The 23338-nt window shown below is 59.9% G+C and carries 23 protein-coding genes; 12 read left to right on the top strand and 11 right to left on the bottom strand.

The features are described from left to right. The first annotated feature begins 205 nt into the window (after positions 1 to 205). The 6 genes from AB8B31_RS01555 (at position 206) to AB8B31_RS01530 (ending at position 6096) form a co-directional block, all read left to right on the top strand. The gene (locus AB8B31_RS01555; protein ID WP_115157049.1) at positions 206 to 1519 is read left to right on the top strand and encodes an ABC transporter substrate-binding protein; all 1314 of its coding nucleotides are present in this window, start codon (positions 206 to 208) and stop codon (positions 1517 to 1519) included. 103 nt (positions 1520 to 1622) lie between these two features. Then, the gene (locus AB8B31_RS01550) at positions 1623 to 2495 is read left to right on the top strand and encodes a carbohydrate ABC transporter permease (RefSeq protein WP_018243661.1); all 873 of its coding nucleotides are present in this window, start codon (positions 1623 to 1625) and stop codon (positions 2493 to 2495) included. 1 nt (position 2496) lies between these two features. Beyond that, positions 2497 to 3327 carry a carbohydrate ABC transporter permease gene (locus AB8B31_RS01545; RefSeq protein ID WP_018072683.1) on the top strand — a complete coding sequence of 277 codons (831 nt, stop codon included), beginning with the start codon at positions 2497 to 2499 and terminating at the stop codon, positions 3325 to 3327. An 18-nt stretch (positions 3328 to 3345) separates the two neighbouring features. After that, positions 3346 to 4344, top strand: coding sequence for an ABC transporter ATP-binding protein (locus AB8B31_RS01540; protein WP_028734757.1), 999 nt, complete (start codon positions 3346 to 3348; stop codon positions 4342 to 4344). Continuing rightward, positions 4344 to 5117: an L-iditol 2-dehydrogenase gene (locus AB8B31_RS01535; protein WP_028734758.1), complete on the top strand. Its 774-nt coding sequence runs from the start codon at positions 4344 to 4346 to the stop codon at positions 5115 to 5117. The genes AB8B31_RS01540 and AB8B31_RS01535 overlap by 1 nt, the downstream gene beginning before the upstream one ends. 43 nt (positions 5118 to 5160) lie before the next feature. After that, positions 5161 to 6096, top strand: coding sequence for an AraC family transcriptional regulator (locus AB8B31_RS01530; protein WP_028734759.1), 936 nt, complete (start codon positions 5161 to 5163; stop codon positions 6094 to 6096). A 122-nt stretch (positions 6097 to 6218) separates the two neighbouring features. Here AB8B31_RS01530 and AB8B31_RS01525 read toward each other — a convergent pair whose 3' ends face one another. The 6 genes from AB8B31_RS01525 to AB8B31_RS01500 all read right to left on the bottom strand — a co-directional run bounded on the left by AB8B31_RS01525 (position 6219) and on the right by AB8B31_RS01500 (position 12205). Next, a complete protein-coding gene (locus AB8B31_RS01525) occupies positions 6219 to 6992 on the bottom strand; it encodes an SDR family NAD(P)-dependent oxidoreductase (RefSeq protein WP_028734760.1) in 774 nt (257 codons plus the stop codon). 11 nt (positions 6993 to 7003) lie between these two features. Continuing rightward, entirely contained in the window at positions 7004 to 7729 is a 726-nt protein-coding gene (locus AB8B31_RS01520; protein ID WP_028734761.1) for an SDR family oxidoreductase, read from the bottom strand. A 29-nt stretch (positions 7730 to 7758) separates the two neighbouring features. After that, on the bottom strand, positions 7759 to 9036 hold the full coding sequence (locus AB8B31_RS01515) for a D-tagatose-bisphosphate aldolase, class II, non-catalytic subunit (protein ID WP_028734762.1): 1278 nt from the start codon (positions 9034 to 9036) through the stop codon (positions 7759 to 7761). Then, entirely contained in the window at positions 9036 to 10013 is a 978-nt protein-coding gene (locus tag AB8B31_RS01510; protein ID WP_028734763.1) for a tagatose kinase, read from the bottom strand. The genes AB8B31_RS01515 and AB8B31_RS01510 overlap by 1 nt, the downstream gene beginning before the upstream one ends. Before the next feature lie 30 nt (positions 10014 to 10043). Next, the gene (locus AB8B31_RS01505) at positions 10044 to 11258 is read right to left on the bottom strand and encodes an ROK family transcriptional regulator (protein WP_018244745.1); all 1215 of its coding nucleotides are present in this window, start codon (positions 11256 to 11258) and stop codon (positions 10044 to 10046) included. A 62-nt stretch (positions 11259 to 11320) separates the two neighbouring features. After that, complete coding sequence (locus AB8B31_RS01500; RefSeq protein WP_131703072.1) at positions 11321 to 12205, bottom strand: sugar phosphate isomerase/epimerase family protein; 885 nt, start codon at positions 12203 to 12205, stop codon at positions 11321 to 11323. 297 nt (positions 12206 to 12502) lie between these two features. On the opposite strand from AB8B31_RS01500, the gene AB8B31_RS01495 reads away from it, so the two are divergent. The 6 genes from AB8B31_RS01495 to AB8B31_RS01470 all read left to right on the top strand — a co-directional run bounded on the left by AB8B31_RS01495 (position 12503) and on the right by AB8B31_RS01470 (position 17814). Further along, complete coding sequence (locus AB8B31_RS01495) at positions 12503 to 13936, top strand: extracellular solute-binding protein (RefSeq protein WP_032998758.1); 1434 nt, start codon at positions 12503 to 12505, stop codon at positions 13934 to 13936. A 96-nt stretch (positions 13937 to 14032) separates the two neighbouring features. Next, positions 14033 to 14908 carry a carbohydrate ABC transporter permease gene (locus tag AB8B31_RS01490; protein WP_017966968.1) on the top strand — a complete coding sequence of 292 codons (876 nt, stop codon included), beginning with the start codon at positions 14033 to 14035 and terminating at the stop codon, positions 14906 to 14908. 4 nt (positions 14909 to 14912) lie between these two features. After that, positions 14913 to 15749: a carbohydrate ABC transporter permease gene (locus AB8B31_RS01485; protein WP_018447077.1), complete on the top strand. Its 837-nt coding sequence runs from the start codon at positions 14913 to 14915 to the stop codon at positions 15747 to 15749. Positions 15750 to 15753: 4 nt separating this feature from the next. Then, positions 15754 to 15960: a DUF2160 family membrane protein gene (locus AB8B31_RS01480; RefSeq protein WP_018447078.1), complete on the top strand. Its 207-nt coding sequence runs from the start codon at positions 15754 to 15756 to the stop codon at positions 15958 to 15960. A 55-nt stretch (positions 15961 to 16015) separates the two neighbouring features. Continuing rightward, complete coding sequence (locus AB8B31_RS01475; protein WP_018244740.1) at positions 16016 to 17077, top strand: ABC transporter ATP-binding protein; 1062 nt, start codon at positions 16016 to 16018, stop codon at positions 17075 to 17077. A gap of 11 nt (positions 17078 to 17088) precedes the next feature. After that, entirely contained in the window at positions 17089 to 17814 is a 726-nt protein-coding gene (locus AB8B31_RS01470; protein WP_018447079.1) for an SDR family oxidoreductase, read from the top strand. A gap of 9 nt (positions 17815 to 17823) precedes the next feature. On the opposite strand, the gene AB8B31_RS01465 is transcribed toward AB8B31_RS01470, so the two are convergent. The 5 genes from AB8B31_RS01465 to AB8B31_RS01445 all read right to left on the bottom strand — a co-directional run bounded on the left by AB8B31_RS01465 (position 17824) and on the right by AB8B31_RS01445 (position 23276). Further along, positions 17824 to 18075 (bottom strand): hypothetical protein, encoded by a 252-nt coding sequence (locus tag AB8B31_RS01465; protein WP_018447080.1) that lies wholly within the window; start codon positions 18073 to 18075, stop codon positions 17824 to 17826. Between the two features lie 180 nt (positions 18076 to 18255). Next, positions 18256 to 19401: a CaiB/BaiF CoA transferase family protein gene (locus AB8B31_RS01460; RefSeq protein WP_018447081.1), complete on the bottom strand. Its 1146-nt coding sequence runs from the start codon at positions 19399 to 19401 to the stop codon at positions 18256 to 18258. A gap of 43 nt (positions 19402 to 19444) precedes the next feature. Beyond that, on the bottom strand, positions 19445 to 21109 hold the full coding sequence (locus AB8B31_RS01455) for an electron transfer flavoprotein-ubiquinone oxidoreductase (protein ID WP_130768804.1): 1665 nt from the start codon (positions 21107 to 21109) through the stop codon (positions 19445 to 19447). Positions 21110 to 21151: 42 nt separating this feature from the next. Continuing rightward, positions 21152 to 22039: a 3-hydroxybutyryl-CoA dehydrogenase gene (locus AB8B31_RS01450; RefSeq protein ID WP_028731517.1), complete on the bottom strand. Its 888-nt coding sequence runs from the start codon at positions 22037 to 22039 to the stop codon at positions 21152 to 21154. Between the two features lie 61 nt (positions 22040 to 22100). Beyond that, positions 22101 to 23276 carry an acyl-CoA dehydrogenase gene (locus tag AB8B31_RS01445; RefSeq protein ID WP_131702170.1) on the bottom strand — a complete coding sequence of 392 codons (1176 nt, stop codon included), beginning with the start codon at positions 23274 to 23276 and terminating at the stop codon, positions 22101 to 22103. Between the last annotated feature and the right edge of the window lie 62 nt (positions 23277 to 23338).

Genomic DNA, 23338 nt, shown 5'->3' with positions numbered 1-23338 from the left:
AGGCCGTCGCGGCCCTGAGTCAGGCGATGCCGCGCTGATACAATTGCAAGAGATCAGAATCGTTTACGGTCGGAGATTTGCATAAGAGTATCGGTTTTTGGCTCCTCAAGCGCTAGTTTGCTCCCACTGGCCATTTAAATTGCATCCCACGCTCACCTTTGGAGGAATGGCTGACGTTTCGGGGTGAGTTGTCTTGGGAGGATCCATGAGACATTATTTGACAGGCGCGCTCGGCGCCTTTATTTCCGTAGCACTCAGCTCCACCGTTCTGGCCGAAACGCTGACGATCGCGACCGTGAACAACGGCGACATGATCCGGATGCAGAAGCTGACGGATGATTTCAAGGCGAAGAATCCCGGCATCGACCTTGAATGGGTAACCCTCGAAGAAAACGTGCTGCGCCAGAAGGTCACGACCGACATCGCGACCAAGGGCGGCCAGTACGACGTTCTGACGATCGGCACCTATGAAGTTCCGATCTGGGCAAAACAGGACTGGTTGCTGCCGCTCGACAATCTCGGCGCCAACTACGACGTCGACGACCTGCTGCCGGCAATCCGCAGCGGCCTGACTGTAGACGGCAAGCTCTATGCTGCACCGTTCTACGGTGAAAGCTCGATGGTCATGTACCGCAAGGACCTGTTCGACGCTGCCGGCCTGAAGATGCCCGACGCGCCGACCTGGGACTTCGTCGCCGACGCTGCCCGCAAGATCACCAACAAGGACAAGGAAATCTACGGCATCTGCCTGCGCGGCAAGGCCGGCTGGGGCGAGAACATGGCCTTCCTGACGGCCATGTCCAATTCCTTCGGCGCCCGCTGGTTTGACGAGAAGTGGAAGCCGCAGTTCGATCAGCCGGAATGGAAGGACACGCTCGACTTCTACGTCAAGCTGATGAAGGATGCCGGCCCTCCGGGCGCCTCCTCCAACGGCTTCAACGAGAACCTGGCGCTGTTCCAGACCGGCAAGTGCGGCATGTGGATCGACGCAACGGTTGCCGCTTCCTTCGTCGCCGATCCGAAGCAGTCGCAGGTCGCCGACAAGGTCGGCTTCGCGCTCGCCCCGGACAAGGGCCTCGGCAAGCGCGGCAACTGGCTCTGGGCCTGGAGCCTCGCCATCCCGGCAGGTACCCAGAAGGCCGAAGCTGCTGAGAAGTTCGTCGCCTGGGCAACCAGCAAGGAATACAGCAACCTCGTCGCCGAGAAGGAAGGTTGGCTGAACGCACCTCCGGGCACCCGCAAATCGCTCTATGCGAATGCGGACTACCAGAAGGCGGCTTCGTTCGCCAAGATGACGCTCGACTCGATCAACTCGGCCGATCCGACCAAGCCGACCGTCAAGCCGGTCCCCTATGTCGGCATCCAGTTCGTGGCGATCCCGGAATTCCAAGGCATCGGCACGGCGATTGGTCAGCAGTTCTCGGCAGCCCTTGCCGGCCAGCTTTCGGTCGACCAGGCCCTGCAGAGCGCCCAGCAGCTGACCACCCGCGAAATGACCAAGGCCGGCTACATCAAATAGCAACCTCCCAAGGCCGGTGGGATCCTTGACAGCCCACCGCCCTTCTGGACCGCCGATGCCCCGAACAGCATCGGCGGCCCTTTTTACATATTCGGTGATTGCCATGGCAACGTTACATACCCGCTCCGCCGCGCGCCTGATGATTGCGCCCTCCGTGCTGCTGCTGTTTGCGTGGATGATCGTCCCGCTTGTGATGACGATCTATTTCTCGCTGCTGAACTACAATCTGCTCAGCCCCGGCATGGAGAGCTTCGTCGGCTTTCTGAACTACGAATACTTCCTGTCCGACCCGGCCTTTTTTGCGGCGCTGATCAATACGCTGCTGCTCGTCGCCGGTGTGTTGCTGATCACCGTCATCGGCGGCATCGCCTTTGCGCTGCTGCTCGACCAGCCGATGTACGGCCAGGGCATCGTGCGCATTCTGGTGATCGCGCCGTTCTTCGTCATGCCGACGGTGGCAGCACTGGTCTGGAAGAACATGTTCATGAACCCGGTCAACGGCCTGTTCGCGCATCTTGCCAAGGCGCTCGGCCTGCAGCCGATCGACTGGCTGGCGAACGCGCCGCTGTTTTCCGTCATTCTGATCGTCGCCTGGCAGTGGCTGCCCTTTGCTACCCTCATCATGCTGACCGCGCTGCAGTCGCTCGACGAGGAGCAGAAGGAAGCCTCCGAAATGGACGGCGCCGGGCCGATCTCGAAGTTCATCTACATCATCCTGCCGCATATGGCGCGTGCCATCACCGTGGTGATCCTGATCCAGACGATCTTCCTGCTTTCGGTCTTTGCCGAAATCCTCGTCACCACCAATGGCGGGCCGGGCACCGACAGCACCAACCTTACCTATCTCGTCTATGCCCAGGCGCTGCTGCAGTTCGATATTGGCGGGGCATCGGCCGGCGGTATCGTGGCTGTTATCCTCGCCAATATTGTCGCGATCTTCCTCGTGCGCCTCGTCGGCAAGAATCTGGAGGCTTGAGATGGCCAGAAAAGTCACAACACAGCGCAAGCTGATCGTCACCGCGATCGCCTGGACGCTCGGCATCCTGATCTTCTTCCCGATTCTCTGGACGTTTCTGACCAGCTTCAAGTCGGAAGCCGACGCCATCGCCTCGCCGCCGCAATTCCTGTTCTTCCACTGGACGACGGAAAACTACGCCGAGGTTCAGAGCCGGTCGAACTATCTCAGCCACTTCATGAACTCGGTGATCATCTCCTTCGGCTCGACGCTGATCGGCCTGATCATCGCTATTCCCGCCGCCTGGGCGATGGCGTTTTCGCCGACCAAGCGGACCAAGGACGTGCTGATGTGGATGCTGTCGACCAAGATGATGCCACCTGTGGGCGCGCTGATCCCGATCTACCTGCTGTTTCGCAATTCGGGCCTGCTCGACACGCGCACTGGCCTCGTCATCGTGCTGACGCTGATCAACCTGCCGATCATCGTCTGGATGCTCTATACCTACTTCAAGGAAATCCCCGGCGAGATCCTCGAGGCGGCGCGCATGGATGGGGCGTCGCTGATGAAGGAGATCGTCTACGTGCTGACGCCGATGGCGGTGCCCGGCATTGCCTCGACGCTGCTTTTGAACATCATCCTTGCCTGGAACGAGGCGTTCTGGACGCTCAACCTCACCGCCTCGAAGGCGGCGCCGCTGACGGCCTTCATCGCCTCCTATTCCAGCCCCGAGGGCCTGTTTTACGCCAAGCTGTCGGCGGCATCGACGATGGCGATCGCGCCGATCCTGATCCTTGGCTGGTTCAGCCAGAAACAACTCGTCCGCGGCCTGACCTTCGGCGCTGTGAAATAACATAAAAGGGAGAGAAACATGGGCAGCATTACCCTTCAGAAGGTTTCCAAGGTCTTCGGCGAAGCCAAGGTCATCCCTTCGATCGATCTCGACATCAAGGACGGCGAGTTCGTCGTCTTCGTCGGCCCGTCGGGCTGCGGCAAGTCCACGCTGCTCCGGCTGATCGCCGGGCTCGAGGATGTCTCCGGCGGCAAGATCGTCATCGACGGCAGGGACGCCACCGAAAAGGCGCCGTCTGAGCGCGGCCTGGCCATGGTGTTCCAGTCCTATGCGCTTTATCCGCATATGAGCGTGCGCAACAACATCGCCTTCCCGCTGAAGATGGCCGGCGTCGACAAGGCGGAGATCGACCGCAAGGTGAGCGATGCGGCCCGGGTGCTGAACCTCACCGATTATCTCGAACGCAAGCCGCGTCAGCTGTCCGGCGGCCAGCGCCAGCGCGTGGCGATCGGCCGCGCCATCGTGCGCCAGCCGTCGGCCTTCCTGTTCGACGAACCGCTGTCGAACCTCGATGCGGCGCTGCGTGTCAACATGCGCCTCGAAATCAGCGAGTTGCATCAGCAGCTGAAGACGACGATGGTCTACGTCACCCACGATCAGGTCGAGGCGATGACCATGGCCGACAAGATCGTCGTCCTGAACAGGGGCAATATCGAGCAGGTCGGCTCGCCGCTCGAACTCTATAGCCGCCCCCGCAACCTCTTCGTCGCCGGCTTCATCGGATCGCCCAAGATGAACTTCATCACAGGCCAACACGCCGCCGCGCTGAATGCACATACCATCGGCGTCCGGCCCGAACATCTGACCATTTCCACGACCGAAGGCCTGTGGAAGGGTGAGGCGAGCGTCACCGAACATCTCGGCTCTGATACCTTCATCCATGTTCGCACCGAGGTGGCGGGCCTGCTGACGGTGCGGGTCCTGGGTGAGACCGGCATCCGCGCCGGGGAGACGGTTTATCTAACGCCCGATCCAGCGCGGATCCATAGATTCAACGAAAAGGGAGTGGCAAAGTAATGAAACGGCTTGAAGGAAAATCAGCTTTGATTACCGGTTCGGCGCGTGGCATCGGCCGAACGTTCGCAGAGGCTTACATCCGCGAGGGCGCCACCGTCGCAATCGCCGACATCAATATCGAGCGCGCCGAGCACACGGCCAGCGAACTTGGCGCATCCGCCTATGCACTGAAGATTGACGTTACCGATCAGGCCTCCATCGACCATGCGATTGCCGCTGTCGATGCCAAGACCGGCGGCATCGACATTCTCGTCAACAATGCCGCGCTTTTCGATCTTGCGCCGATCGTCGGCATTACCCGCGAGAGCTTCGACACACTTTTTGCCATCAACGTCTCCGGCACGCTCTTCACCCTGCAGGCCGCGGCGAAATCGATGATCGCGCGCGGCAAGGGCGGCAAGATCATCAACATGGCGAGCCAGGCGGGACGACGCGGAGAGGCTCTGGTCGCCGTCTATTGCGCAACGAAGGCTGCCGTCATTTCACTCACTCAGTCAGCCGGGCTCGACTTGATCAAGCACGGAATCAACGTCAACGCCATTGCACCCGGCGTCGTCGACGGCGAACATTGGGACGGCGTGGATGCGAAATTCGCACAATACGAAAACCGCCCGCTTGGCGAGAAAAAGCGGCTGGTCGGTGAAGCTGTTCCCTTCGGCCGCATGGGGACGGCGGAAGACCTGACCGGAATGGCAATCTTCCTCGCCTCGAAAGAAGCCGATTACATCGTCGCACAGACCTACAACGTCGATGGTGGTAACTGGATGAGCTAACCGCTATCCTCAACCCGGCTTATCCGTTGATGGAACAAGTGGAATGAGCGCCTCGACCAGCTTGACCAAGCCGTCGGTTGCCCGCAACGGAACATCGCGGCTGGCGCCGAAATTTGAGCACGTTCTGACCGCTGAAGACGATACCTTCCTCTGGCGGATCGACGACTATCCCTGGGCAAATTCGCTCTGGAATTTTCATCCGGAATTCGAGATTCACCTTATCCGCAAATCGTCCGGCACGGCGTATGTTGGTGATTATATCGGCAATTTCGGTCCCGGCGATCTAACAGTCGTCGGCAGCAATCTGCCACATGATTGGGTCTCGCATATTGGCAAAGGCGACAGGATCCCGGAACGGGATCTTGTCGTTCAATTTCATCCGGACAAAATTCGAGAAGCAAGCAGGTATCTGCCGGAGATGAAGCGCCTGGACACGCTTCTGACGGCCGCACAGCGTGGATTGCGATTTTCGGGGACTACAGCTCGACGTGCGACTCTTCTGCTCGAACGCATTGGAGCAGTTGGTGGGTTGGAAAGGTTGATCCGTTTCCTTCGCGTTCTGGAACTGCTGGCAGATTCCCGCGAATACGAACTTTTGTCATCGCCCGACTTCTCGCCGAATGTCGACGCGGCGACGCTGAACACCATGCAGCGGGCAATTCTCCATATCCACGGCCACTTTACCGAGAAAATTCAGCTCCCCGACGTCGCATCCGTAGTCAACATGTCGACAAACACCTTCAGCCGATTTTTCATCAAGAACACCGGACGCAGCTTTACGGATTACGTGGTGAGTTTGCGCATAGGCAGGGCCTGCAAATTGCTGTCGGAGTCCGATGAGACCGTGACCGACATCTGCTATGAAGTCGGCTACACCAACTTGTCGAACTTCAATCGCGCGTTTCTTCGCCATGTCGGCAAGACTCCATCCGTCTACCGGAAGGCCGCACGGGGAAAACGCGTCTCGCCCGACAGCTGAAGACTATCCACTTTCAGATTGCTGCCTGCTGCGGCAAGTTGCCCATTGGCGGACTTGCGTCTCCGAGGCGGCCGATCACCGCCTCTTTCCGGTGCGGACGAGGCGCACGCCTCCCGCAAGGACTACCAGCAGGTGAAGCCTGCATCGACGTTGACGATTGCCCCGGTCATCAGGCTGGCAGCGCCCGACGCGAGGAAGAGGACGGCGCTTGCAACCTCCTCCGGCGTTCCCATCCTGCCCATCGGCGTGTCGGCGAGCCAGAGCGGAATACGCTCGCGATTGGCTTCGACGGCCACCACCATCGGCGTCTCGATATAGGTGGGCGCGACAGCATTGACCCTGATGCCGTGGTGCGCCCACTCGGCGGCCAACGAGCGCGTGAGGTGATGGACTGCTGCCTTGGAGACGTTATAAGCCGTCTGAGGCTGGGGCCGGTTGCAGATGTGACCCGACATCGAGCCGAGGTTCACGATGGCGCCGCGCTTCATCGAAATCATGGGACGACCGAAGGCGCGCGAGCACCAGAAGACGCCGTTGAGATTGACGTCCATCATGCGCAGCCAATCCGCGTCGGTGAGATCCTGCGCCGGAACGCCGCTCTGACCTATTCCGGCATTGTTCACGAGGATCGTTGCCGGCCGGCCGCCATCGGCAAGCTCGGTTGCGATTGCGTCCATTCGGGCTGCGTCGGTGACGTCGCCGACCCGGACTTCGACGTCGTACCCCTTGTCGCGCAGCGCAAGCGCTTGCTCAGCGTCGGCCTCGTTGCGTTCGATAACGACGACGGCGGCGCCCGCCTCCGCCAGCGCCTCGCTGCAGCACAGCCCGATCGCGCGCCCTCCGCCCGTGACCACCGCCCGTTCGCCGTCGAGGCGAAATTTCTGCTGGTAACTCATGTTCGGCTCCTTCAGATGTCAAAGGCGCTTGGAAGCACCACGATATCACGGATGGTGACGTTGCGCGGACGGGTCAGCATGAAGATGATCGCGTCGGCGACTTCCTTGGGCTCGATCAGAGCGCCGGCCTCCTTGGCCTTGCGAAGGTTTTCCTCCGGCCAATCCGCAAGCAAAGCGCTGATCACCGGCCCCGGAGAAACCGACCCCACACGAATGCCGCTTTTCAGAAGCTGGCGTCGCATCGTCTGGACGAAGCACGTCATCGCCCACTTCGATGACGAATAGACCGGTTCCCATGGAATCGCCGAATGTCCAGCGACCGAGCTGGTGACGACAATGTCGCCCGTGCCACGTTCGATCATGTGCGGAATGACGTTTCGAACGTTCTTGATGACGACGTTGACGTTGAGATTGAGCATCCGATCGATGGTATCGAGGTCGGTTTCCACCAGGTCACCGCCGATATAGGTGCCTGCATTGGCATGCAGGATGTCGAGTTTGCCGGTCTTCGACAGAATGCCCTCGAGTAATCCCGCACACTCGCCCGGATCCAGCAAGTTGATCTTGAGCGGAATAGCGCGCTCGCCAAGCCGGTCGCAAACTCTCTCAAGGGCCTGCTCATCGCGGTCCACCAGCACGACCGTCGCGCCAGCGGCGAGCATTGCCTCCGTCGAAGCGAGTCCTATCCCGGATGCTGCGCCGGTGACCGCCGCGATCTTCCCATCCAATTCCGTCATCGATTTCTCCTCCTGCTTGATCCTGATTGTCAATTCTTCCCGACGCCGCAGGCGGCGTGATAGTCCGAGAGACTCTTCGTCACTCTCCAGATCAAAACCTGTTCCGGATCGAGCGGCGCATCTGCGAAATCCTGCGCGGCCGGCATATGCTGCCAAAGCAATGGCAGCGGTACGGATTGGCCTCGAAGGGCCTCGCATAGGCGCCGGACGGCCTCTTGTGCTTCAGCTGACGCCCAATAATAGCGGATGCGGTCAGACAGCGAATAGTGCCGCAGCCAGCGCATCTCGGCGTTCGTCCCGTGGTAGTGGCGGCTCCAATTGCCTGGCTGATCGAGCATCAGCGCTTCCATCGCCGCATAGAGCGGACGCTGGCCATAATCGGGCAAGAGGTCCGACGCGATCGCATCCAGCGCATAGAGCGCCTCGCGCAGGACGAAGGTCAGCTCGGGACCGACCTTGAGAATGGGAAACCCGTCCTCCACCAGCGCGGTCAACGGCCGGGTCCCCTGATAATCCGTCGAGTGAGCCTCGAAGACGAATTGCGGCTCGTCGGTCAGCACCGATTTCAGCGCGTCTATCTTGCTGCGATCATAAAGGATGACATTGTGATTGCCGAACTCGACGCCCGGCTGAACGACCAGCCCAATGGCCCGTCCAAACGCTTGCCCGAGTCCTGCCTCCGCAAAGATCCGGCGGTGGACTTCGATCGTCTTCAGCGCCGCTGCGGCAGCCGTCGGTTCGATTGATGTGAGGGCATGATCGGCCCCGCCTGGCGGCGGCACTTCGGTGCCGATGACATAAACCGGCATTGCGCCGCCGCTCTTCTTCGCCGACGCCTCGGCGACCGCCGCCAGCCGGGCGGCACGATGGGCCGTGGTTTCGTCGTCGAGCGCCACCGGCTCGCCCTTGCAGCCCATCGAGGCATCGAGGTGAATCTTGCGGAATCCGGCGTCGACATAGGCGGCAACCATCTTCTCGGCCTCGGCCATGGCCTCTTCCGCCGGGCGGTCGCGCCAAGGATTGGGGCCGAGGTGGTCACCGCCGAGAACGATGAGTTTTTCGGGGCACCCTTCCTCCGCCGCGATCTTCATCACCAGGGACGCGAAGTCGCTTGGCGTCATTCCGGTGTAGCCGCCGAGGTGATTGACCTGGTTGCAGGTCGCTTCGATCAGGACGGTGCTCTGGTGTTGCCGCCCGTGTCGGAGTGCTGCGCGAAGCACGATCGAATGGGCGGAGCAGACGGAGGTCACACCTCTCGGGTGGCCTTCGCTCCTCAGCTTGGCCAGTTCGTTGAGATGCACCTGCATCACGGGCGCCTTTCCGTTGAAGCGATAAACGCATCGAGCTCTTGCTGAGTGCCGGCACCTTCCATCGGACCGAGGACCGTCACGTTGCGGGCGCCAGCGGCCGAGGCATAGGTAAGCGCTTCCTTCTGAGACATTCCGAGCCGCCGGCAGGTGAGATAGGCACCGCCGAAGCAATCGCCGGCGCCCGTAGGGTCGACCTGCTGAACGACAAATGCCGGCGCGTCGATGCGGTCTCCCTCCCTGCCGAAATAGGTCGCGCCTTCGGCTCCGCGCTTCAGCACGACCTCCTTGACGCCAATCTCGAACAAGCGGCGGATCGCCTCTGCCTCGCCTTCGACACCTGCGGCACGCTCAAGTTCCTCTCCGGACGGCAGAAGCAGATCGGCGGCGGCGACGAGCATGGAAAACCGGCGCTCGGTGTCCGCGTCCAGCTTCAATTCCTTGCGAATGTTCGGATCCACCGAGAGAGTTCCCCCGCGGGCCTTGACGATGTCGACCGCCTTGTCGATCACCGCGCGCGCACTGGGGACAGACAGCGCCGAACCCATCACGTGAAGATGGCCGCTCCGATTGATGAGATCGGCGACCGTTTGAGACCAGCCGAAGCGCGCAGCTGCTGATGTGGCGATGTTGTAGACGAAATCCCGGGAGCCATCCTTGCGGTAGCGAACAAACGCGCTTCCTGTGGGATAGTCCGGGTCGATCGAGATCGTCGAAACATCGACGCCGTCACGTTTGAGGCGATCGGTATTGACACGACCGAAATCGTCATCGCCGACGGCGCCGACCATGGCCGCCTTGCCGCCCAGGCGGCCGCACTGCGAGATGAAGATCGCCGGCGCCCCGCTCGCGAACGGACCGACGAGCGGCTGGGCTTCGAGAAAACCGTCTCCCACCGTCGTGGCGACGATCTCGACGAGGATCTCCCCTACGCAAACCGTGGGACCAAGCTGGTCCGGAGCCAGTACTGAAGTCATTTGCAATCCTGCTTTCGATCGTTCTTGTCGTCAACTCGTCGCCGATTGGACCGGCGCGCCATCCTCGCTGCCGAACTCCTCGCTCTCCAATGACAGAAAGCGCTGGTGCAACATGCATGCCGCTCCGAAGGCGGAACCGAACTCCGCATCATCGTCCACGACGATCTCAGGCGTGGGGAAAGGTATATTCTGGCCCTCCGACATGTGGACCGCCACGCGGGCGGCGACCATCGGGTAGAGAGACGCCACGGAGCCACCCAGCACGATCCTGTCGGGGTCGAGCAAACGACAGGCCTGCAGCAACGCATATGCGAGATGGCGCGACCAGGTTTCGGCGATATTGACCGCAGCCGGGACACGGTCACGAACGCCGCCGAGGAATTCCTGCAGATCCGCGTGCTTACGGCCAACAGCCTCGCGATACTGCCGGATGAGCACCTCGCGACCGATCAGCTGTTCAAACTTCTGACCGCCGCTTCCCGGCACCAGGGTGTGGCCGATTTCTCCTGCCAGACCGTGGCCGCCCCGGAATAGCTTGCCATCGATCATGATGCCGCCGCCGACGCCCGTTTCCATCAGCAGGAAGAGGGTCACGCCTGCCGCACCGTGACGATAGCTGTCACCGATCGCGAAGGCGTTGGCGTCGTTTTCGACCGCGATCGGAACGGCGGCCGGGAAGGCGGACCGCCCAATCTCCTTCAACGACACGTCTCGCCAGCCGATGATGGGGGCAAGCGTGACAATTCCGTCCGGCCGGATATGGGCCGGCGCCGAAATGCCCAGACCCTTGCACCGTCCGATCATCCCTTTCGCCATCGCGCCGACAATCAGCTCGACGCCCTGCGATACGGCCTCCTCCACCGTCGAAGATGGTGTGTCGAACGCTATTTTCCGGCATGCCCGGACGTCGGCAGAGAGATCGACAACTGCAGCCGATATATGCTCGACGCCAATCTCGATTCCGACGAAGAATGCGGCATCGGGGACCAGTTCGAGCATGATGCCCGGACGACCGGCGCGGGAATGCTCCAGGCGCTGTTTGCCGCTCTCGTCCGACTCCTGAACGAACCCGCCTTCCGTCAGTTCGGCGACGATCTCTCCCGAAGATGAGCGATTCATCCCGAGCTTCCGGGCCAGGTCGGCTCGGCTGAGGCTTCGGTGGGCGTAGATCGTCTGCAAGGCGGCGACGATATTGTTCTGTCGGATCCTGCGCGGCGAACTTCCGATGGAGACGGTGTCGTTCATATTTCAATTCCCTTCAGTCGGCCCAACCCTTACACGACTGGAACAGGCTGTCAGAAGGATAATTAGGGCCGCGCGTTTGTGGCGCGGCGACGCTTGGCCTCGTCATATTTCAGCTCGATGTAGCGCTTCGCGTGCGCGGCAAGCGGATCATTATCCTCCCAGGTGTCGCGCCAGATCGCGCAGGCGAGTGACAGGCCTTCGTCGACGACCGTCGTCGAGAAGCTCTCGAACACGATGTCGCGCTTGTAGTCGATGTCGAGCAGGGCGTCGAAGATCAGATCGAAGTTGATGACGCCGTCGCCGAGATAGCCGCGATTGCTCTCGCCGATGTGAAAGTAGCCGATCTTGTCGCCGGCCAGACGGATCGCGGCGGCCGGATTGGCTTCCTCGATGTTCATATGGAACGTGTCGAGGTGGAGACGGACATGCTCCGATCCGGTCTCGGCGATGAACTTCAACCCCTGCGCCGCCGTATTCAGCAGGTTCGTCTCGAACCGGTTGACGACCTCCAGGACGAGGTCGACGTTCGCCTGCCTGGCGACTTCGCCGGTCGCGGCGATCGCAGCGACGCTGTTGTCCCAGCCCTTCTTCGTCGGCTGGCGATTGTACTTGGTGTGCGCGGAATAAAGAATCCCGCCGAGCTTGTTGCCGCCGATATCACGGACCGCACGAACGGCGTCGGCCAGTGTCTGCTTGCCAGCGGATACCGCAGACATGTCCTCGCTCGATACGTCCTTGTCGAGCGGCAGGCCCATCGTCACGCCAATCTCGACGTCAAGCGACTGCGCAAGCTTTGCCAGTCGATCGAGGTTGAATTTCTCGGGGCGCAGATAGGCAAATTCGATGGTGCGATATCCGTGTTCAGCCGTCTTGTTGAGGGCCATCTCCAGCCCTTCCTGCGTTTGGTCGCCTGTCCATACAAATGAATGGATACCCAATCGACGCATAGCCTTTTCCTCCAAAAAATGCCTTTGGCTGCGCACAGTGCTATGCCATTTAGTTTGGCAAGACAACAAATAATTTTGTCTGGAATTTTTTTGCTGCTTTGCAAAATCACCTTGCAATGCAATATTTTATCCTTCTCACCATTGCATTCCGCTCTCTGCCAGAAATTAGTTTCTGCAAAAATCAATGGGATAGATCCGTGATTTGCATGTTTAGACAACAAATGTTGCGCTGGCAGTTTTTTTGGCCTACACAAAAGACCGGCGAAATGATCTCGCTGCACTTTGGGAGGATTGAAAATGAACTATGCTTTGAAGGCTAGCGCGCTTGCGCTGACGCTCAGCCTCGCCACTGCCGCTTCGCCGGCCTGGGCTGACTTCTGGTCCGACGCTGGAGCCAAATTCAAGGGCGTGACACTGCACGGCGTCACCGAAAGCACCCCGCCATCGAACTACATCAGGAACGTGCTCGCTCCGGAATTCGAAAAGAAGACCGGCATCAAGGTCGACATCGAGACGACATCCTGGGATCAGATGTACGACAAGGCCATCAAGGACATGGAAGCCAAGACCGGCATCTATGACATGGTCTACATCGAGCAGGACATCATCTATTCCTATCTGGCCAGGAATTTCCTCGTCGACATCACGAAGACGCTGAAAGACCAGCCGGATCTGAAGGCGCCGACCTACGACGATGCGAACTTCACCAGCTTTGCCAACTACTTCAAGGACGCGAGCGGCGATCTGTTCGGCGTTCCGATGGAAGCCTTCCTGAAGACGTATCTCTATCGCAAGGACCTCTTCGACGATCCGAAGATCAAAGAAGCCTTCAAGAAGGAAACCGGCAAGGACTTGAAGCCGGCGACCACACACGCGGAATACACCGAGATCGCCGACTTCTTCACGAAGTATGGCAAGGACAATGGCATGGAGCTCTGGGGCACGACCGCCCAGGCACATACAGGCCATGCGGCGTCGTGGTATGAATTCTTCGAGTCCATCGTGCCGACCTTCGGCGTCTACAATTGGGGCATCGACGCTAAGAACAACTATGCGGCGACAGTCGAACATGGCGGCGCGATGAACAGCGACAAGGCGAAGGCGGCGTTGAAGTATTGGCTGCACCTGCGCGACATCGCTCCTCCGGAATCGACGCAGTCAACCTGGACGGAAACCGCAACGACGTTCGCCGCCGGCCGTGTCGCCCAGGGACTGATCTACGGTGAGAACGCCGCGTGGATCGCAAGCGATCCAGCGCAGTCGAAGGTGGTCGGTCAGGTCGGATTCGCTCTGCCGCCGCTCGAGCCGGGCGTGCTGGACGACGCGAAAGCCGGAAAGGGCTATATCGGCTACTATGATGGCGGCGCCTTCGGCGTGCCGGTTACGTCCAAGAACAAGGAAGCGTCGCTGCTCTTCCTCGAATTCATCGGTCAGAACGAAGTGCAGCCCGATTGGGCCATCGCCGCACCGCGCATCACCAACACGGCGACGTTCGACGATCCAAAAGTGAAGGAGATGGACGTCAAGCTCGGCGGCTTCTACACGATGCTGAAGGACGAGGGCAAGCTCTTCGCCGGCGCTCCTCCCTACCCCTTCCACGCGCAGGTGCGTGAAGCGACCGCTCCCATCTTCTACGACATCCTGACCGGCAAGATCGGCCCCGATGAAGGGCTCGACCAGATGGCGGCCAAGGCCGAAGAGGAGCTCACCTCGCTCGGCTATCGCAAATAAAATATCCTCCCCAACTGACGGGTCGTTCCGACGACCCGTCATCTTTCGCTCCCGGATGGAGCGGACGTCCACATAGCGTTCAATGGGGGATAGGCGATGCATTCGCAGAAGCTCGGGTGGCTGTTGTTGTCACCGACCATAGTGATCCTCGGACTGTTCGGGATCTTTCCTTTCATCTACGTCCTCTGGGTCTCTTTCCATTCATGGAACCCGTTCGCCGCCAATCCGGGCATGATCTTCAACTGGGCTGAGAACTATCGGCGGCTCGTCTTCGACCCGCAGTTTCTGGCATCGCTCGGCATAACCCTGGCATTCGTCTTCTTCGCGGTCGTGTCGGAACTGGTCCTCGGCTACATCCTCGCCCAGGCGCTGCTCAAGGACTTTCCCGGAAAAGCGGTGTTTCGCACGATCCACACTCTGCCTCTGATCATGGCGCCGATCATCGTCGGCTCAGTCTGGAAGCTGATGACCACCCCATCCATCGGCATCATTCCCTATCTCCTCAGGAGCTGGTTCGGGTACGATCTGAATATCGGCCAGAGCGCCGTCGCGGCCTTCACCGTCACTGTCATCATGGACATCTGGCACTGGACGCCGCTCGTCACCCTCTCGCTGATCGCCGCACTCGTCTCGCTTCCATCAGACCCGTTCGAGCAGGCGCAGATCGACGGCGCCGGCAAGAGCCAGATTTTCTGGCACATCACGCTCCCGTTGATCCGTCCGGCCATGCTGGCCACTGTGTTCATCAGGCTCATGGACGCGCTGCGCACCGTCGACGAAGTCCTGATGCTGACCGGAGGCGGCCCGGGCTCATCGACGCGCTACATCGGCGTCCATATCTTCAGGGAAGTCTTTCCCAAGACGAATTATGGCTACGGTTCGGCGATCTCCGTCATCGTCCTCTACCTCACCATCGTCGTCTGCTGGCTGCTCTACGTCGGCTTGATTGCGCCCCGCGTGAAGAGAGGTTGAAGCGATGAAGACCAAAAATCCCTGGCTTCCGGTCCTCCTGTGGACCTTGATAAGCTTCGTGACCCTTTTCCCGATCTACTGGCTCTTCGTCATATCGGTGAAACAGCCCTTCGACCTGTTCTCGACGCCCGATGTCATTCTGCGGAGCTTCTTCTGGAAGAACTACCAGGACGTGCTGACCAATCCGACCTTGCGCGGATACATGCTCAACTCGCTGATCATTTCGTCAGGCAATGCGCTGCTCGTCACCACGCTCGGCTTCCTTGCCTGCTACGCCCTGACGCGCTTCGACCTCGCCGGCAAGGAAAGCATCTTCTTCTGGACGATCACCAACCGCATGGCGCCGCCGGCGGTCTTCCTCCTGCCGCTTTTCCTGCTGCTGACGCAGGTCTACAGGATCGGCGACTTCTCGCTCGCCGATTCCAAGCTGGGCATGATCCTGGTCTATTGCTCCTTCAACCTTCCCTTCGCCATCTGGACGCTGCGCCCGACCGTGGAAGGCATTCCGAAGGAATTGGACGAGGCGGCCTATATGGACGGCGCGAGCCCATGGACCGTCCTCTATGATATCATCTTTCCTTTGGCACGGCCCGGACTTGCGGTGACGCTGATCCTGACCTGGGTTTTCGCGTGGAACGAATACCTGCTCGCGGCGACGCTCACCAACTTCCATGCGCGGACTCTGACCACCGGCTTGTCGGAATATGTGACGACGACCGGAACGGCCTGGGGCATCATGGCCGCGATCTCAATGCTGACATTGGTTCCGGCGCTCATCGTCTTTTCGGTGGTCCAGCGTCACATCGTCGCCGGCCTGACCTTCGGTGCCGTGAAAGGATGAAACGATGACGTCTCAATCAGGAAACAACGAACCCAAGCCGGGGTTTCTGCCGATCGAAACGAACTGGTTCGACCGGCTCTTCATCTCGATCGTTATCTGGGTCGCGCTCTCGCTGTTCTGGATGCGGTTCATCGAGCCGTTCGGGCTTTCGGTGTGGTTCGCGGCGGCAATCTCGGCGGTCCTTGGCGCCTACATCGTCTGGAAGGGATGAGCCGATGAATTCCATCAACAACATCAAAGCCGTGCTGCTTTAGGGAGGAACGACATTGGCAAACGTACAGGTTAGCGACGTCACCAAGAAATATGGCTCTCTTCAGGTCATGCACGGCGTCAGCGTCGACATCGAGGACGGCGAATTCGTCGTGCTGGTCGGCCCATCCGGCTGCGGCAAATCCACCCTGCTCCGCATGATCGCCGGTCTTGAGACGGTCAGCAGCGGAGACATCCGGATCGGCGGCCGTGTCGTCACCGACGCTCCGCCAAAGGAGCGTGACATCGCGATGGTCTTCCAGAGCTATGCGCTCTATCCCCACAAGACGGTCGCCGAGAATATGGGCTTTCCGCTGAGGATGGCCAAGCGTCCGAAGGCGGAGATCGACGAGAAGGTCGGCAAGGCAGCCGAGATCCTCGACCTGACGCGTTATCTCGACCGCTATCCGAAGCAACTGTCGGGCGGACAGCGTCAACGCGTGGCGATGGGTCGTGCCATCGTCCGAGATCCGAAGGTCTTCCTGTTCGACGAGCCGTTGTCGAACCTGGACGCCAAGCTTCGCGTCACCATGCGTGTCGAGATCAAGGAGCTTCACCAGCGGCTGAAGACCACCACCGTCTACGTCACGCACGATCAGATCGAGGCCATGACGATGGCCAATAAGATTGTGGTCATGCGCGACGGGAGGGTCGAGCAGATCGGCAAGCCTCTCGATCTCTACGACTTCCCGGTAAACCTCTTCGTTGCCGGCTTCATCGGCAGCCCATCGATGAACTTCCTTCAGGGCCGCATCGCCACCCGCGACGGCAGGAAGGTCGTCGTCACCGACCAGGGCATCACCCTTCCGATGGCAGACACAAATGCGGATGAGGGAAGAGCCGTTACCTACGGCATCCGACCGGAGCACATCACGATCGGCGATGAAGGCGTTCCGGTGGAGGTATCGGTGTTCGAGCCCACGGGTTCGGAGACATTGATCTTCGGCCGCACGGGAGGCGTGCCGATCGACGCGCTGATCCGCGAGCGCATCGAGGTAGACCCTGGACGGACAATGTACTTCCATATCGATCCCCGGCGTGCACACATCTTCGATCGGGAAACAGGCCAGAGACTGTAGGAGGACGCCCCATGGACTTCAAAGGAAAGACGGTCATCGTTACCGGCGCCGGCAAAGGCATCGGACGAGAAATTGTAAGGATGCTCGCCGAACGGGGAGCGCAAGTCGTCGCCTTGACCCGGAGTGCTGCCGATGTCGAAGCGCTGCGAGGGGAATCCGGCTGCCGGGCTATACAGGTCGATCTTGCGGACGCCGATGCGACCAGAGAGGCTGCCATCGCTGCCCTTCCCGCCGATTTCCTCGTCAACTGCGCCGGCACCACCGAGCTCCAGCCGTTCCTGGAGACAACCGTCGAAGCATTCGACCGTCTTGTCGCGGTCAACACGCGTGCTCCGATGATCGTCGCCCAGGAATATGCCCGTTCGCTGATCAAGCAGGGCCGCAAAGGCGCCATCGTCAATGTCTCGTCGGTCGCCTCCTTCGTCGGCCTCGCCGACCACGCTGCCTATTGCGCGTCGAAGGGTGGATTGGATGGCTTGACGCGGGTCATGGCAAAGGAGCTTGCACCTCACGGCATCCGCGCGAACGGAATCCATCCCACGGTGACGCTGACCCCGATGGCGGTGAAGGCATGGAGCGATCCCGAGAAGGCCGCGGGGATGATGAAACGAATTCCCGTCGGTCGCTTCGCCGAGCCGGCAGACATTGCCGAGGTTGTTCTTTTCCTGCTCTCCGACGAGGCTGCGATGGTGAACGGGATATCGATGCCGGTGGACGGTGGCTACATGATTGCTTGAAGTTCAGGACTACCGTGTGGTACGAGCCCGCGATTGCAATACGGGGAGCGGCGACGTTGACCGCCGCACCAATCGGCGCAGCTCATCCTGATCGATAAAATGATCGGTCACGCCGGCCTCTTTATCCGGATGACTGAAAACAAGCCCGTCGGAATCCTCAAGCTTCAGAGCTTGCTCCGTATTCATGATCCCCAGTGCCTGGCGCTCGTACTCGGACTCGAGCGCCGCCTCGACGATGGCTTTTCTCTTGCGCATGTCCATGTCCTCCGTTCGTCAAAGGGTAACGGACAGGCGGAGTCGCGGTTCCGATCAAGGCATCACGATATGAGACTGGCTGAAACGAGCGTCCGCCGATACACGGCCCCCATCGCGCGGGCCGCGCTGTTTTTGGCCCCTCACGAAAATTGGCGAATTCCTGTTCGATGGCACCAGCTCAAGGAATCAGTCCATCGAAGACCAGTCTGACTGCACTTTGCCATTGTGCTCGCCAAGCTTTGGCGACTTACGATGCTGGATCAACATCGCCCCTGAAAAGATGATTGGCGTCCGGATGCCCGGTATCCCTTCATTCTCCACCGCCATCTTCCGATGCGCGACTTGCGGGTCCGCGAATACATCCTTCACGGTGTTGATCGGCCCGGCGGGAACGCCCACACACGCGAGGTCGGCCAGCAGATCCGTCCGCTTGAAGAGCTTCGTGCGCGCTTCCATCATGGATGTCAGTTCTTCTCGATGACGCACTCTGTCCGCGTTGGTCTTGAAACGGACGTCGTCCGCCACAGCGGAGAGCCGGAGGATTTCGCATAGCCTCTCGAACTGACTATCGTTCCCGCAGGCGATAATGATATTGCCGTCGGATACCGGAAATACTTGGTATGGTGCGATGTTGGGATGCGCATTGCCGAGTCTCGTCGGTGCCTTTCCCGAGGCCAGAAAATTCATCGCCTGGTTGGCCAACACGCCCACTGTGCTGTCCAGCAGGGCCATATCGATATGCTGTCCCTCACCTGTGCTGTTCCGGAGGGTCAAAGCGGCCTGGATAGCGATGACCGAATAGAGCCCTGTGAAAATATCGCCGAACGCCACGCCAATCTTCTGCGGCTCCCGATCTGGTTCACCGGTCAAATCCATGATGCCCGCCATGCCTTGGACGATGAAATCGTATCCCGCACGTTCGGCATATGGGCCGGTTTGGCCAAAGCCGGTAATCGAGCAGTAAATCAGCTTTGAATTGATCGCCTTCAGGCTCTCGTAATCAAGACCGAACTTCTTCAACGCGCCTACCTTGAAGTTCTCGACGACGACATCCGCGTTCGCGATCAGTGCACGAAGCTTTTCGACGTCTTCCGCCGAATTGAAATCCGCCGTGATGCTCAGTTTTCCGCGGTTGCAGCTATGGAAGTAGGCCGCAGCGACGTCATCGCCATCCCGAATGAAAGGAGGCCCCCAACGGCGCGTGTCATCGCCCTCAGGGCTTTCCACCTTGATGACGGTCGCTCCAAGGTCGGCAAGTGTCTGTCCAGCCCATGGACCAGCCAGGATACGCGCCAATTCCACGACCCGAACGCCTTCAAGTGGAGATTGCATCGATAACTCCCTATTCATTCCCAAGTCCGCGGATCAATGTAGGCTACATATTCGGATAGACCGGCCCCTCGCCGCCCTGCGGCGGCACCCAGTTGATGTTCTGGTTGGGATCCTTGATGTCGCAGGTCTTACAGTGCACGCAGTTCTGGGCGTTGATGACGAAGACGTCCTTGCCATCCTTCTCCACCCATTCATAGACGCCGGCCGGACAGTAGCGCGTCGACGGGCCGGCATAGATGTCGTGTTCCGAACTCTTCTGCAGCGCCATGTCCTTGACCTGCAGATGCACCGGCTGGTCTTCCTCATGATTGGTGTTCGACAGGAACACCGAGGACAGCCGATCGAAGGTCAGGACGCCATCGGGTTTCGGATAGGCGATCGGCTTGTGCATCGAGGCAGGTTCGAGCGACTGCGCATCGGTCTTGCCATGTTTCAGCGTGCCGAAGACGGAAAGGCCGAACAGCGTGTTGGTCCACATGTCGAAGCCGCCGAGCGCTACGCCAAGCGCGGTGCCGAACTTCGACCACAGCGGCTTGACGTTGCGCACCCGCTTCAAATCCTTGCCGATGTCGCCCTTGCGCCATTCAGTCTCGATCTCGGTCACTTCGTCATGGCTGCGGCCTGAAGCAATCGCCGCGGCGATCTTCTCGGCGGCCAGCATGCCCGACAGCACCGCATTGTGGCTGCCCTTGATGCGCGGCACGTTGACGAGACCGGCCGAACAGCCGATCAGCGCGCCGCCGGGGAAGGAAAGCTTCGGCACCGACTGGTAGCCGCCCTCGGTGATGGCACGCGCCCCATAGGACAGCCGCTTGCCGCCCTCGAAGGTGGTGCGGATCGCCGGATGGGTCTTGAAGCGCTGGAATTCCTCGAAGGGATAGAGATAGGGGTTCTTGTAATTGAGGTGGACGACGAAGCCGACCGCCACCAGATTGTCTTCCAGGTGATAGAGGAAGGAGCCGCCGCCGGTCTTCATGCCGAGCGGCCAGCCGAAGGAGTGCTGCACCAGGCCCGGCCGATGGTTCTCGGACTTCACCTGCCAGAGCTCCTTGATGCCGATGCCGAACTTTTGCGGTTCACGGTCTTTCTGCAGATCGAACTTGGCAATCAGCTGCTTGGCGAGCGAGCCGCGCACGCCCTCGCCGATCAGCACATATTTGCCGAGCAGTTCCATGCCGCGGGTATAGTTCGGCCCGGGCTCGCCGTTCTTCTCGATGCCCATGTCGCCGGTGGCGACCCCGATGACCGCACCTTCGTCATTGTAGAGCACTTCTACTGCGGCAAAACCCGGATAGATCTCGACGCCGAGTTCTTCGGCCTTGGTCGCCAGCCAGCGACAGACGAGCCCGAGCGAGACGATGTAGTTGCCGTGATTGTTCATCAGGGGCGGCATCAGCACATTCGGCAGGCGAACAGAGCCGGCCGGACCAAGCAGCAGGAAGTGATCTGATGTGACCTTGGTCTTGAACGGATGATCGGCCTCGTCGCGCCAGCCGGGCAACAGCCGGTCGATGCCGATCGGGTCGACCACGGCGCCCGAGAGGATATGCGCGCCGACTTCCGCGCCCTTCTCCAGCACGACGACCGACAGCTCCGGATTGACCTGCTTCAACCGGATCGCCGCCGCAAGACCGGCAGGACCGGCGCCGACGATCACCACGTCGAATTCCATGCTCTCGCGACTTTCGTCTGCGTGTTCTTCGGTCATGATAAATGCCTGACAAATCTCGATGTTGGGATGAGATGGGGGTCAGCGAGTTGGTCGAGCTGGAACGTATCCGTAGTCGTAGAACCCGCGTTGTGTCTTGCGACCGAGCCAGCCAGCTTCGACATATTTGACCAGCAGCGGGCATGGACGGTATTTGCTATCAGCCAACCCTTCGTGAAGGACCTGCATGATGGAGAGGCATGTGTCCAAACCGATAAAATCTGCCAGTTCGAGTGGCCCCATCGGATGATTGGCGCCGAGCTTCATGCCGGTGTCTATGGCTTCTACGTTTCCAACACCCTCATACAGAGTGTAGATCGCTTCGTTGATCATAGGGATGAGGATACGATTTACGATGAAAGCCGGAAAATCTTCGGAGACGGTGACCGTTTTGCCGATGGATTCGGCGAAATCCTTGGCTATGGCAAATGTCTCTTGATCAGTTCCGATGCCGCGAACCAGCTCGACGAGCTTCATAACCGGTACGGGATTCATGAAGTGTATCCCTATAAAACGATTGGGCCTGTCGGTTGACGCCGCGAGCCGCGTTATGGAGAGCGACGATGTGTTCGTCGCCAAGATCGCGTCAGGCTTCAGCACGGTGCACACATCCGTAAAGACTTTCCTCTTGATGTCTTCATTCTCGCTGACCGCTTCGACGACCAAATCGGCAGTCGCCAGATCCGAAAGGGAGAACGCTCCCTTTATTCGGGAGATCGCCTGCTCAGCCGCCTCGCCCGGCATTTTGCCGGTTTCCGCCTGGCGCCCGAAATATCCGGCGCTCGCTTCGATGCTCGCGCGAATTCGACTTTTGTCGAGATCGTAAATCAGCGCCTTATACCCGTGTCTCGTCACGACCTCCACGATCCCAGTACCCATTTGTCCGGCACCAATGACGGCGACGGTAGAAATCTTATTCACTACAGGCATGCTGCCTCTCGCTAATCCGGAGGTTGAAGGACGGATCTGTGCCGAATAGACTATCGGGGAATTAGGAGAACGCCTGGAGGTCCGTCTGGGCACGCCCAAGGATCATGGCATGTACGTCGTGGGTCCCTTCGTAAGTGTTGACCGTCTCCAAGTTCTGCGCGTGGCGCATGACGTGATATTCGATCTGAATGCCGTTGCCGCCATGCATATCCCGGGCTTGCCGAGCGATATCCAGCGCCTTTCCGCAGTTGTTACGCTTGACGAGCGAGACCATTTCCGGGGCCATCTTGTGCTCATCCATCAGCCGGCCAACGCGAAGCGAACCCTGCAGTCCGAGCGTGATTTCGGTCATCATATCGGCGAGCTTCTTTTGATAAAGCTGCATCCCTGCAAGCGGCTTCCCGAACTGTTTGCGGTCCAGGCCGTATTGACGAGCGCGGAACCAGCAGTCCTCCGCGGCTCCCATAACGCCCCAGGAGATGCCGTAGCGGGCGCGGTTGAGGCAGCCAAACGGCCCCTTGAGGCCGGAAACGCCGGGCAGAAGCGCATCCTCGGTGACTTCGACACCGTCCATTACGATTTCGCCTGTGATCGAGGCACGCAGCGAAAGCTTGCCACCAATCTTCGGGGCCGAAAGGCCCTTCATGCCCTTTTCGAGAACGAAGCCGCGTATTTCATTGTTGTGAGCCTCGGACTTGGCCCATACGACGAAGACATCGGCAATCGGCGAGTTCGAGATCCACATCTTCGAGCCGCGCAATCGGTAGCCGCCCTCAATTTTCTCGGCGCGGGTCTTCATACCGCCGGGATCTGAGCCTGCGTCAGGCTCGGTCAGGCCGAAACAGCCGATCAGTTCACCCGAAACAAGGCCCGGCAGGTACTTCTTCTTCTGCTCGCCAGAGCCGTAGGCGTAGATCGGATAAATGACCAGCGAGGACTGCACACTCATCATCGAGCGATATCCGGAGTCGATGCGCTCGACCTCGCGAGCGACCAGGCCATAGGCAACATAGGATGCGTTCGCGGCCCCGTACTCTTCAGGCAGCGTCACCCCAAGAAGGCCAGTTTGCCCCATCAACCTGAACAGCTCGGGGTCGGTCGCTTCTTCGAGATAGGCGTCCTGGACGCGCGGCAAGAGTTCGGATTCTGCGAAAGCCGCAGCGGACTCGCGGATCATCCGTTCATCTTCGGTCAGCTGGTCGTCGAGCAGAAACGGGTCGTTCCAAGTAAAGGCCAAGATGGTCGTCCTCCCATTGAGGTTTTTGGCAGTTCGAATTTGACGGAATTAAAGCCGCTTTT

Source organism: Rhizobium sp. 62_C5_N11_2 (assembly GCF_051811185.1).
GTDB classification, from domain to species: domain Bacteria; phylum Pseudomonadota; class Alphaproteobacteria; order Rhizobiales; family Rhizobiaceae; genus Rhizobium; species Rhizobium leguminosarum.
The sequence above is the reverse complement of the archived record's forward strand: the minus strand, read 5'-3'. Positions and strand labels throughout refer to the sequence as shown.